We start from the raw sequence: 12,108 nt of genomic DNA, 5'->3' as shown, positions 1-12,108 counted from the left end.
TGCAGCGCGATTAGCGCGCGCGCAGGCGTGACGCTGCGTCCAGGCGGATCGTGTGCGCGTTGAGGTAGGCGTTTTCGATGATGAAAGCGCAGCAGTGCGCGAACTCGCGCATGTCGCCCAGGCGCCTCGGGGCTTCGATCTGCGTCTTCAGCGCGGCTACGATCTTTTCATCGAGTGTCTGCACCATGGGTGTCAGGAACAGGCCGGGCGCAATGGCGTTGACACGGATGCCAACGTCACCGAGTTCCCGCGCAGCCGGCATGTTCATGCCGAGCAGCGCCGCCTTGGAGGCGGCATAGGCGACTTGTCCGATCTGTGCCTCGTAGGCGGCACCCGAAGAGATGTTGATGATCACGCCACGTTCCTCGCCGGCCTCTGCTTCGTTCGTGACCATCTGCTCGGCGCATTTCGACATGACGTTGAACACGCCGTTGACGTTGACGGCCGTCACTTGTGCGAACTTCGCCAGCGGCGTGGCCTGGCCGTCCTTGCCGAGCACCTTGCACGGTGTGGGCAACGCCGCGCAATTGATGCAGACGTGAACCGTGCCGAAGCGGGCAGTCACAGCGGCGACCGCGTTCTGGACCGATTCCTCGCTGGCAACGTCGGTTTGCACGAACATCGCCTGGTCGGCGCCGACATCCTCGAGCGCCTTGGCGCCGGACTCGGCGTTCAGATCGAAGATGGCAACGCGCGCGCCTTTTTCCTGTACCAGATAGCGTGCCGTGGCGAGGCCGAGGCCCGAAGCGCCGCCGGTAATGACAATGACTTTTCCTTCAATACGCATGACATGTCCTGTGGATTTTGAATGCGCCTCAGCGCCTTAGAACGCAGGCACGCCAGTCAAGGCGCGGCCGATGATGAGTTGCTGAATCTGGGTCGTGCCTTCGGGAATCGGTGCGACGATCGCCTCGCGCGCGAGCTTCTCGACGAGGAATTCGGTCGTGACGCCATTACCCCCGTGGATCTGCACGGCCTGGCGGGCGATTCTCACGGCTGCCTCGCAGGCGAAATACTTGGCCATTGCCGCTTCCATTTCGGCCGGTACGCCGGCTTCGATCATCGACGCTGCGCGGTAGGTCAACAGGCGCGCTGCGTCGACGTTGGTCGCCATTTCGGCCAGCATCGCCGCGATCAACTGGTGACCCGCGATAACCTTGCCGTGCTGGCGGCGATCCTTCGCATAACGAATCGCTTCTTCGAGCGCGCGGCGACCGATGCCCAGCCCCTGGGCGGCGACGAATACGCGCGACCGTTCGAACAGCGAGAGCGTATTGCGCAGTCCCTCGCCTTCATTGCCGATCATGTTGGAGGCCGGCACGCGCACGTCGGTCAGGAAGATCTGTGCGGTGGACTGGCTGTTGAAGCCGATCTTATGGATGCCGCGGACTTCGTAGGGGTGTTCTTTGCGGTCGAGCAGAAAGTGGGTGAGCCCCTTGCGCGGGTCGTCGCTAGTGCGGCAAGTGCAGATCAGGAAGTCCGAGTACTCGCCATTGCTGATCCAGGTCTTTTCGCCGTTGATGATGAAATGATCGCCATCGCGGCGCGCCCGCGTTCTGATCTCCAGTACGTTCGAGCCGACGTCCGGTTCCGAAATGCCCATCGAGACGAAACTGTCTCCGCTCAACAGGCCGGGCAGGTAGCGTTCACGCAAATGCGGTGGGGCAACCTTCTCGAGCAGCACTACGCCAAACGAATTGATCAGCACCGGCACCGACAGGTCGGCCGAAGTGGTAGCCACCTCCTCGAACAGCATCAGCGAAGTCAGCCAATCCAGGCCCATGCCGCCGTTGGCTTCGCTTGCGATGCCCGAAACCAGCCCGAATTCCGTCAACCGACGCATGATTTCGGCCATCTTGTCGCGCGGCACGAACTTGTCGCGGTATTGCTTGCTGAAGATCGGATCGATCTCGGCGTCGAGGAAGCGCCTCAGTCCGTCGATGGCAGCCTGTTGCTCTTCAGTGCGAAATACGTGTCCCATTTTGGTATCCTTATTGTTTCGCCAGTATGTTGACGCCGACTACGGCCTCTTCGATGCCATACAGGCCGCCGCCGTTTTCCTGAATGGCGATGCGTGCGTCTCGAACCTGACGCTGTCCAGCTTCGCCGCGCAACTGCGTCACCAGTTCGTGGATCTGGCCTAGACCGGTAGCGCCGATCGGATGGCCTTTCGATTCGAGCCCGCCGGACGGATTGACCGGGATGCGCCCTCCGACTGTGAATTCGCCACGTGCGGCCGCGGGGCCGCCTTCACCGAACGGCACGAGCATCAGCGATTCGGCGTTGAGGATTTCGCCAATCGCCGAGGCGTCGTGCACTTCGGCAACGTCAACGTCCTCGGGCGCGACGCCGGCCTGTGCGTAGGCCTTCTTCGCCGCGAGGTGCGCGATGATTTTTTGCGGCTCCTCGACACTGCGCGTCGTGCCGGTCTGAATCACGCTGGCCAGCACGCGCACGGCGCGGCCGGAGGCGCCCCGCAGCCGCTTCAGGCCGGCGGCGGTGCACAGGAGAGCGGCGGCGGCGCCGTCGCTGATCGGCGAGCACATGGCCGTGGTCAGCGGGTAGGTGATCGGCGGCGAAGCCAGCACCTCGTCGATCGTCATGGGCTGCTGGAATTGCGCCAGAGGGTTATGCACCGAGTGCTGGTGGTTCTTGGCCGCGACCGCGGCGAGCTGCTGCTGCGTGGTGCCGTATCGCTTCATATGATTGCGGCAGATGGCGGCGTAGACGTCCATGAACACGCTGTATGGACGATCGGACATCGTGCCGGGCGGGGGCTCCACGCCTTCGCCCAATGCCAGCAGCGTCTTCTTGTTGTCCTCGACAGTCGAGACGTCCCAGCCGCCATCGAACGCGGCAAACATCCTGGCCTTGTCGGCGATGTGCATTTTTTCCGCGCCGACGGCGAGGGCTACGTCGCAGGCTCCAGCCCGCAGCGCCTGCACAGCCAGGTTGAATGCGGAAGAGCCGGCGGCACAGGCATTTTCAACGGTGAACACCGGAATGCCTTCGATGCCGATGCGGCGCATGGCGATGGGCCCAGGAATCGCGGTCTGCCCCTGGAACTGACCGTTGGTCAGCGTGGCATAGAATGCCGAGCCGATGTCGGCAGCCTCTGCGCCGGCATCTTTCAAGGCCAGGGTGACGGCCTCACCGACCATGTCGTATACGCTGCGTTCGAGCAAGCGCCCGAACGGGGTCATGCCGACACCGGCAACATAGATATCGTTCATGTCATTCCGGAAAGAGGGATGAGAAGTGCAGGATGAAGGAGTGGGGCGGCTCAACGGCCCTGGAATTGCGGCGCGCGCTTTTCGGCGAATGCCTGCAAGCCCTCCTGCAGATCAAAGCTGCGCAGATGGCGACGCAACATGACTTGCTCATGCAGCAACGCGTCGTCCCGGCTCTTGTCTGCGGACACGCGCGCGACTTGCTTCATGCGCCGCAGCACGACAGGGCTCTTTCCGGCAATCTGCCCGGCGAGTTTCATCGCTGCATCGGCCAGTTCGCCATCGGGATGGACTTCGGATACGAAGCCGTAAGCCTTCATCTCGGCTGCCGAAAGCGTCTTGCCGGTGAACAGCAGATACATGGCGACGTTCTGAGGAATGAGGCGCGGCAAAACCGCTGCGCCGCCGGCGCCGGGATAGACGCCAAAGTTGGCATGAGCGTCCCCGATGGCAGCGCTTTGCGCAGCGATGACGATGTCGGCGCACATGGCCATCTCCAGCCCCCCGGCCATGGTTATGCCGTTGAGTGCTGCGATCACCGGCTTGGGGAAATTGCGCAGGCGCGCAAGCGTTGCGTCGGCACGGTCGAGGAAATCCGCTTCGCCGGCCTCTGTGTTCTGACTGGCCAACACTTCCTTCAAATCTGCGCCGGCGCAGAATGCGTGGCCAGCGCCGGTCAAGACCAGGACGCGAATGTCATCGTCAGCGGCGATCTGTGCCAGCCGGCGGTCCAGTTCGGCCAGCAGCGCCATATTCATCGCGTTCATCGCCTTGGGGCGATTCAGTGTCAAACGCGCAACCGCACCGGTTGGTTCAAACAGCAAGGTTTCTTCGGTCATAACGTCTCCGGGTGATGCATGAATGTTGTCGTGGCGGCGAGGCACAAACCTGTCCGCAGCAGGAAGTGATATTAGGCAGGGGGCGAAGACCGCGCGGCTCTTTGGAACGAAAAGTGCATTCCGCAAAGCGATCCACAGTCGTCGTTCGTGGAACGCGCCTGTGAGAAGCGACTGTGGAAGGAGGGGCGTCGTCCCGGCACGGACGAAGGGCGGCGGCCGCAAGCGCGCCTTGACTCGTTCAATGGCGGTGTAGAATCGACCGCACCACCGTCTGTCAACATCGCCGCGCCTTGAAATCCGACCGCCAACCCTCCATCGTCGCAAGGCAGGAAGCGACGACCATAGCGGGCTACTGCTCGGCAATCGCCAAGACTCTGCAAGCCAGCGGAATGGACAGCGAGCGCATTTTTCGCTCCGTCGGCGTGCCACCCCAGATGGTGAACGGCCCGATGGTCCGGCTGCCTGTTGCCACCCTGACCCGGCTATACCGTGCCTGCGTGGAGGCCACCAACAATCCGTATTTCGGCCTCTCGGTCGCCCGGCACATCCATATTTCCAACTTGCATGCGCTTGGCTACGCGCTCGCCGCCAGCAGCACGCTGCTCGACTTCTGTCGCCGGCTGGAGCGGCACTTCCGGCTGGTGTCGCAATCGGCGACCGTTCTTGTCATTGAAGAAGGCGACACAATCGCCGTACGCGCCACCGATTTCAGGATCGAGGTTTGTGGCGAGACTGAAGATGCCTTCGTCGGTTTCCTGGTGCAAACGATGCGCATGTTGTACAAACCGGGGTTCAACCCGCTGTCCGTGGCATTCCATCGTGCAATGCCGCGTGAGGGCGACGAGCCGTACCGGGCCTTGATGCGAGCGCCGATTAGTTTTTCGAATCGGGCCACGACGCTGACTTTCGACAGACATGAGTTGATGCAGCCGCTCGGCGGCGCCTGCCCGGAATTGGCGCAAGTCAACGACAATATCGCGAATCAATATCTTGCACGCCTGGACAAGAGCGACGTGGTGACCGGTGTCACGCAGAAAATCATCGAATTGCTGCCTTCCGGAGAGTGCAGCAGGGAGAAGGTAGCCGAAGCGTTGTGTGTGAGCCCGGCGACTTTGCAGGTGCGGTTAGCGCAGCGCGGCACCCATTTCCTGCAGATCATGGACGACACGCGCCGGGAACTGGCCTGCAATTACATCCAGCAGCGAACCGGCTCCGTAACCGAAATTGCTTTCTTGCTTGGATTCACCAGCACCAGCAATTTCGCGCGCGCATTCAAGCGATGGACCGGAAAATCGCCAACGCAATTCCGGGACGATTGAAACGAGCAGAAGGTTTTGGCGAGCAACAACGCTCAGTCGATGCCGTCACGCTTACTGGCTCCTGTGCGAGACCGGACGCGACGGGGCAACCCGGACTTCTCGATTCGTGACTGAAATGCCGTGAGCGGCCAGTTCTGCCTTATCGACCCGCCGTGTGATAGCGCCGCCTCGACAAAAGTAGCTACATCATGGTTTTCCGCCTTGGGACCGAGTTTCACGCGAGTTTTTGTATTGTGTTCTTCGATTTGAACGATCGGCTCGACACTCGTTCACCTTGCATCGCCTCGTTCATACCTCAGGTAAATCCCTCATAGCTGCTCCGCGGGGCGCTGCCTAACATTCGCGTTGTTACCGATAACGTTGCAAGTGGTTAGAAACCACCCGGACGAGCGTCACATCACAAGGAGACCAGCAATGCGTCCTTCGAGGACTTCGATACGCGTGCTCTGCGCAGCTGTGGCCGTTGGCACGCTCGCATGGACCGCGGGCTGCGCGAACAACCCGACGGTGGCGGCCCACGACGGGGCGCCGCTCGCCGCGGCGCCCGCTGAAGCGTTGCCGCCACTGCGCAGTGTGATGGCTGCGCACTTCAAGGTCGGCGCGGCGATCGAACCCGATTCGATCGGCAGTCCCGCCGACGCGGCGCTCATCGCCGCACAGTTCTCGAGCCTCACCGCCGAGAACAAGATGAAGCCGGGCACGATCGGCGTTGCGGAAGGCCAGTACAACTTCGAGCCGGCCGACCAGATCGTCGCGTTTGCTCAGGCGCACGGCATCGCGGTGCGCGGCCATACGCTCGTTTGGCACTTCAAGGCGGGCGACTGGACCGAAGCGCCGGCCTGGTTCTTCGCCGGCGATCCAAAAGACCCTCACTATCACGACATCGTGGCGAAGCGGCTCGATCGATATGTAACCGACGTCGTCACACACTTCCGCGGCAAGGTCTATGCATGGGACGTGGTCAACGAAGTGATCAGCGACGACCCGCATCAGGTGTATCGCGAAGACAGTCCGTGGTATCGCGCGCTCGGCAAGGACTATATCGCGATCGCTTTGCGCGCGGCGCGCGCGGCGGACCCGAACGTGAAGCTCTATATCAACGAGTACAACACGGACGATCCGGGCAAGCGCGCGAAGCTGCTCGCGGTGATCCGCGATCTCCGCGCGCAGGGTGCGCCGATTGACGGGGTCGGGCATCAAATGCATATCAGCGTGAAATGGCCACCGCTGCCGAACATCAAGCAGGCGTTCGACGACGTCGCCGCACTCGGCCTCGAAAACCAGGTGACCGAGCTCGACGTGAGTCTCTATACCGATCCGGGCGAATGCTGGAGCAATCCGCATGCATGTCTGCCGGACCTCGGCCATCCCGTGCCGAACGACATCATGCGTGCGCAAGCCGAGCGATATCGTGCGGTGTTCGCTCTGTTCGAGCAGGAGCCGAGCATCAAGGCGGTGACGTTCTGGGGCTATTCGGACAAGCATACGTGGCTGACGTCGACGCCGGTGCCGCGCAACAACCTGCCGTTGCCCTTCGATGCGAACCTGAAGCCGAAGGCTGCGCTGTGGACGATCGTCGATTCGTCTTATCAGCCGTAACGTCACGCTTCAAGCCGGAGAGCAGATGACCTCCGCTAGTGTGCGGGCCATCAAGGCTCGTCGGAGCCGACCTGCTCGAGCGCGTTCAGAGTGGCCTCGAAGCCGTCGGGCTGACCGTGCGCGGTTTCATGCGTGCGCGGTGGCGACCTGGCAACCGGCGGCGGCATCTTGCCGATGCCACCGATTCAGTATGCACCCGTGCGTGGGTTGCCAGCGACCACCGGCCGCTCGGGAAGACGACGACAAGGCGTCGAGACGCGCAGCGCGAAGCCGAACCTGTTTTCTGCGCGGAGAGTTTAGCCCGCGTTTGACCGTGTTCGAGAAGGTGGAACAACAATCTCGACGTTGCCCGTCTCAACGTCGTAGACCAGACCCGAGACCGTGTACCCCCCGAAGGCACCGGTGTTCGCCCGGAAGGCTGCCACATCGAGCGCCACAGCTTTATACGGGTCGTTGATTTCCAGGCTTGCGAGTTCATCTATCGCCACACCCATATATGCTGCCAGACGCCGCGGTTCATGACAGTAGCACCGCTTAATGCCGCAGTCGGTATGGTGCAAGACGATGAGGTTCCAGTCGGGGCCAATGTCCCCACCTGCGGCAACGGCTACTGTGCGCAGAATCCCGAGCGTTTCAAATACAGCAGGATTCACTCGACCGCCGACGTTACGGAAGATCCCCGCCTCGCCGGGCGCGAGCTTGAATATATCCATGGGATCGACGCGCGGGTCTACGCATCCAATGATTAACGTTTTGCTTGTCGGCATCATCCGGAGGTCAGGATTGAAGCTCTTTTCGGCAAACTCGACGTTACGGCGCATCAGGGTGTCGATGTAGTCCATGACGTTCTCCTTGTCTGAAGCCGACTGCATCAGATCGTGTTCAGCGGGATTCTGAGGTAGCGCTTGCCGTTGCTTTCCACAGGTGGAAGTGCACCGGCCCGCATATTCACCTGCATCGCTTGAAGAATCAGCTTTGGTAAGGCCAGCGTTGCATCTCGTGCGGTGCGTGCCGCGACGAACTCGCCCTCTGTGATCCCATCACGAGCATGTACGTTTGCGATGCGTTCGGCCCCGATGGTTGTTTCCCAGGCATAGGTGTCGCGGCCGGGTGCTTTGTAGTCGTGACTCAAGAAAAGTCGCGCTTCGTCGGGAAGGCAGAGTAAGCGCCGGATGGAGCGGAAAAGTTGCCGCGCGTCTCCGCCGGGCAGGTCGGTTCTTGCAGTCCCATAGTCCGGCATGAACAACGTATTGCCGCAGAATACGGAATCACCGATTACGTAGGCGACACCGGCTGGCGTATGGCCAGGCGCGTCAAGCACCCTGCACCCGATCGAGCCGATTATGAATTCCTCGCCGTCATCGAATAGATGATCGAACTGTGAGCCGTCGCGCGCAAACTCCGGCCCGGCGTTGAACAGGTCGCCGAAGATTTGCTGCACCGTCGTTATGGCACGCCCGATTGCGAGCGTGCCGCCGACACGAGCCTGCAGGAAAGGCGCGGCGGACAGGTGATCCGCATGCGCATGGGTCTCGAGCAGCCATTCAGTCGAAAGGCCCTCGGATTCAATATACGCAACGATGGCCTCGGCGGACCTCGATGAATATCGGCAGGTTGGCGCGTTGAAGTCGAGCACGGGGTCGATGATCGCTGCCGCAAGCGAAATCGGATCATGAACGACATAGCTCGCGGTGAACGTGGCCTCGTCAAAAAATGAACGGACGACCGGCATCCTATGTTGACCGGCACGAGTCTGAACGATGATCTCGATGGCGTGTTCAAGTGATCGATCCACGCGACGTCTCCTCTGTCTCGCCCGCGAGCCTCGCCGGGGCGTGCAATTTGTTGCGCGAGGCCTGTATGAATCGCTATACAGGCACACCATCGCAGACAAACTGTTCAGTTTTCCAGGAACTCGAGAAGATCCAGGTTGACTGCGTTCGCGTTTATCGTGGCCATGCCGTGCGAACCGCCGGGGTAAACCTTGAGTCTTGCGTTCGGGGCGATTTCGACCGATCGTCGCGCCGATGTGTCGATGGGGACGATCTGATCGTCGTCGCCATGCAGAATAAGGAGGGGGACGTCGATTCTTTTCAAATCCTCCGTATAGTCGACTTCGGAGAATTCACGAATGCAATCGAATTGTCCTTTGATCGAGCCCATCAACCCTTGAACCTGGAAGGCATCAATCGTCCCCTGCGGCACTTCCACACCCGAACGATTAAAGTTGTAGAAGGGGACGGCCAGATCCTTGTAGAGCTGCGAGCGATTGTTGACGACTCCGGCACGAAGTCCATCGAATACGTCTATCGGCAGACCCCCGGGATTTTCCGTAGTCTTCAGCATGATGGGCGGAACGGCTCCGATCAGTACCGCCTTCGCAACGCGCCCTGTTCCATGACGGCCAATGTAATGGGCGACCTCGCCGCCGCCGGTCGAATGCCCAACCAGGACCGCTCCCTTTAGATCGAGATGATTTAATAACGCTGCGAGGTCGTCGGCATACTGATCCATGTTGTTGCCTTCCCACGGCTGACCGGAGCGGCCGTGACCGCGGCGATCATGCGCAATGACGCGATAGCCTTTGGATCCGAAAAACAGCATCTGTGCATCCCAGGCGTCGGCACAGAGAGGCCAGCCGTGGGAGAAGACGATTGGGATGCCAGTGCCCCAGTCTTTGTAGAAAATTTCGGTGCCGTCCGTGGACTTGAAATAGCTCATTACGTATTCCTTGTTGATAAAAATGGAAGGGATACTTCAGGCAGAGCAATACGGCCATCGGGCCGAATCAGTGATTGCGAATCGTTCGCCCTGCTGAAACCGGCGTTCTGGATGTCCAGCGTACCTGCCGGAACCGGGGTGGTCTTGGACGAAGCGACGATACGATGGACAAACCACGGGCGGTTGCTGCAAAAGTCGAACGGGTTCGGCTTCGAAGCTGTCAACGGCGATGTTGGCGTGAACCTAGCGTCTGCGATTGTGCTGACGCCACTCCCTCGGCCCGCATCCTTCAAGGCGCGAAAACACACGTGAGAAGTGGCTCTGGTCGAAAAAGCCGCAGTTGGACGCGATGGTGGCAAGGCTCGCGTCGGTTTCGCGCAATTGGGATTTCGCTCGTTCGATCCGGTGCTTCAGCAGCCACTGATGGGGTGTGAGCCCGGTTGTTTGTTTGAACGCATCGGTGAAATAGCTCGTGGAGAGGTTGCACTGGCGCGCCAGGTCGAGAATGGACGGATTGCCGTGCAGGTGAGCGTCGAAAAATTCTTCGATTCGCCGCATCTGCCACGGCGCGAGTCCAGCGCGGCGAGGGCGGTTCGATCTATTGGCATTGCCATACCGCATCACCACGTGCTCGCAAAAGGCGAGGGCGATGTAGTCGACAAACAATGAACTCGCCGTGTCCGATTTTTCCAGAACAGCCTGCAGTGTTTGTGAAAGGCGATACAGGACAGGGTCGCTCGCGCCGAATTCGCGTTGCATGAGACCCCCGATGCGCCGTCGCCCTTTTTGCCAGGCAAACTCCTCGATCGTGCTCTGCGAGAGATAGAGCCGGATATTGTCGAATGGCAAGTCGAGCCGGCGCGTCGGCCCCGCGCGCAGATCAAGCAGATAGCTGTAGCCCGGTACGCAGGATGTCGACCCGTAGACGCTTGCACCTGAACAACGTACGTCGGAATCCGGACACGCAATAAGCGGAATTTGAAAGACGAATGCCTTTTCCGGTTGTGGCGTCAGAGAACGTCCGGGTTGCGGCCGGTTGTTTGTCAGCCTCGAGAAAGAGATCGGGGGGCCTTGCGAAACGATGCCTGCGCGCACGGTCGGCGCTTCCAGCAGGTTGAACCGCTTGGCGAGCGCCTCCTCCAGAGACGGCGGGTTCAGATCCACAGGGCTTCTTTCGTTCATCGATCTCGCTCGCGAAGGGACCGTGCCGACGGCTCTGCCGTTGCGGGGTATCAGGTGCAAAGAAGGAATCGCTAATCTAACCGAATTTTATTTCTGCTGCGCTAACCGGGCGCCGTCGTCTGAAATGCCTGACGGCCGGCGCCCGGAGTCGCCGCCAGGCTTGCCATAACTGACCGGGCGGGAGGGTGGTGACCTGCGAATGTGCGTTACCGCTAAGCGCGTGCGTGGTCAATTTGTGTCAGCGCCGCTCGGTCGTCACGCTTCAACTAGACGTGGCAACACACTAAAACCTGCGGAATCCAGAACGAACGTGACGTTTGTTTCGCGGATTCGAGGAGAACGACCATGCATGCGCAGTTTCGCGAACCTGCCTCATCGCATCCCGCCACTGGCGATGATATGTTCGCCCGTCAACCACTTTGCATCGTCGGAGGCGAGGAAAACCGCGATCGACGCCACGTCGTCCGGTCTGCCCACGCGCCCGAGCGGCGTCTGGCTGACCGCCGAACTTTCGAACTCCGATCCGATCACTCCGGCGAGCTGTGCGCCTTCGGTCACGATCACGCCTGGATTGATCGTGTTCACGCGAATCTTGCGCGGCCCGAGTTCGCGTGCGAGCGCGCCGGTGATGGAATCGACCGCTCCCTTGGTGCCGCTGTACACGGCGGTCGTGGCGGGCGTGAGCGTCGAGACGACCGAGCTGACGTTGATGATGCTTGCGCCCTCGCCAAGATGCTTGACGGCAGCCTGCGTGGTGAGCAAAACACCGAGCACGTTGATGTCGAACTGTTTGCGGTATTGCGCTTCCGTGAACGCGTCGATAGGCGCGAATTCATAGACGCCGGAATTGTTGACGAGGATGTCGAGGCGGCCATAGGTTTCGATTGCCGCTTCGACGATGCCTTTTGCGTCGGCGGCCTTCGATACGTCTCCGCCCACGGAAATCGCCTTGCCTCCGGCCGTGGTGATGGCGGACACCACGGCATCCGCGCCACTCTTGCTGCTCGCGTAGTTCACGACAACCGACGCTCCCTCTGCCGCAAGCGCCTTCGCAATGGCCGCGCCGATCCCTTTCGACGCGCCGGTGACAACCGCCACTTTCCCTGCAAGCTTGCTCATGATTTTCACCTCAGTGTGAATGAATCCGCTGATAGAAGCCGACGTCGCGTCGCGTACGATGCGATCGCCAATGTTTTCTGCCACCCCGGGCCGATGCGG

The 12,108-nt window shown here is 60.8% G+C and carries 11 protein-coding genes; 2 read left to right on the top strand and 9 right to left on the bottom strand.

Annotated features, from left to right (window positions below; genetic code table 11):
* Window positions 1-10: 10 nt before the first annotated feature.
* The 4 genes from U5A52_RS20225 to U5A52_RS20210 are packed head-to-tail and all read right to left on the bottom strand — an operon-like array spanning window position 11 to window position 4,069.
* Window positions 11-787, bottom strand: coding sequence for an SDR family NAD(P)-dependent oxidoreductase (locus U5A52_RS20225; RefSeq protein ID WP_321936002.1), 777 nt, complete (start codon window positions 785-787; stop codon window positions 11-13).
* A 36-nt stretch (window positions 788-823) separates the two neighbouring features.
* Entirely contained in the window at window positions 824-1,981 is a 1,158-nt protein-coding gene (locus U5A52_RS20220; RefSeq protein WP_321936001.1) for an acyl-CoA dehydrogenase family protein, read from the bottom strand.
* 10 nt (window positions 1,982-1,991) lie between these two features.
* Window positions 1,992-3,233 (bottom strand): thiolase family protein, encoded by a 1,242-nt coding sequence (locus U5A52_RS20215; RefSeq protein ID WP_321936000.1) that lies wholly within the window; start codon window positions 3,231-3,233, stop codon window positions 1,992-1,994.
* Window positions 3,234-3,283: 50 nt separating this feature from the next.
* Complete coding sequence (locus tag U5A52_RS20210; RefSeq protein ID WP_321911206.1) at window positions 3,284-4,069, bottom strand: enoyl-CoA hydratase/isomerase family protein; 786 nt, start codon at window positions 4,067-4,069, stop codon at window positions 3,284-3,286.
* 290 nt (window positions 4,070-4,359) lie between these two features.
* Here U5A52_RS20210 and U5A52_RS20205 point away from each other — a divergent pair, with 290 nt between their 5' ends.
* A complete protein-coding gene (locus tag U5A52_RS20205) occupies window positions 4,360-5,388 on the top strand; it encodes an AraC family transcriptional regulator (RefSeq protein WP_321935999.1) in 1,029 nt (342 codons plus the stop codon).
* Window positions 5,389-5,802: 414 nt separating this feature from the next.
* Complete coding sequence (locus tag U5A52_RS20200; protein WP_321935998.1) at window positions 5,803-6,987, top strand: endo-1,4-beta-xylanase; 1,185 nt, start codon at window positions 5,803-5,805, stop codon at window positions 6,985-6,987.
* Between the two features lie 296 nt (window positions 6,988-7,283).
* On the opposite strand, the gene U5A52_RS20195 is transcribed toward U5A52_RS20200, so the two are convergent.
* The 5 genes from U5A52_RS20195 to U5A52_RS20175 all read right to left on the bottom strand — a co-directional run bounded on the left by U5A52_RS20195 (window position 7,284) and on the right by U5A52_RS20175 (window position 12,009).
* Window positions 7,284-7,829, bottom strand: a complete 546-nt coding sequence (locus tag U5A52_RS20195; RefSeq protein ID WP_321911203.1) for a carbonic anhydrase — start codon at window positions 7,827-7,829, stop codon at window positions 7,284-7,286.
* Window positions 7,830-7,858: 29 nt separating this feature from the next.
* A complete protein-coding gene (locus U5A52_RS20190) occupies window positions 7,859-8,782 on the bottom strand; it encodes an MBL fold metallo-hydrolase (RefSeq protein WP_321911201.1) in 924 nt (307 codons plus the stop codon).
* 104 nt (window positions 8,783-8,886) lie between these two features.
* A complete protein-coding gene (locus U5A52_RS20185) occupies window positions 8,887-9,708 on the bottom strand; it encodes an alpha/beta hydrolase (protein WP_321935997.1) in 822 nt (273 codons plus the stop codon).
* Window positions 9,709-9,951: 243 nt separating this feature from the next.
* Window positions 9,952-10,266: an AraC family transcriptional regulator gene (locus U5A52_RS43300; RefSeq protein ID WP_415764311.1), complete on the bottom strand. Its 315-nt coding sequence runs from the start codon at window positions 10,264-10,266 to the stop codon at window positions 9,952-9,954.
* 996 nt (window positions 10,267-11,262) lie between these two features.
* Window positions 11,263-12,009, bottom strand: coding sequence for a glucose 1-dehydrogenase (locus tag U5A52_RS20175; RefSeq protein ID WP_321935995.1), 747 nt, complete (start codon window positions 12,007-12,009; stop codon window positions 11,263-11,265).
* Window positions 12,010-12,108 lie beyond the last annotated feature (99 nt).

Origin of the sequence: Paraburkholderia sp. J8-2, from assembly GCF_905220195.1 — a bacterium.
GTDB lineage: Bacteria > Pseudomonadota > Gammaproteobacteria > Burkholderiales > Burkholderiaceae > Paraburkholderia.
The sequence above is the reverse complement of the archived record's forward strand: the minus strand, read 5'-3'. Positions and strand labels throughout refer to the sequence as shown.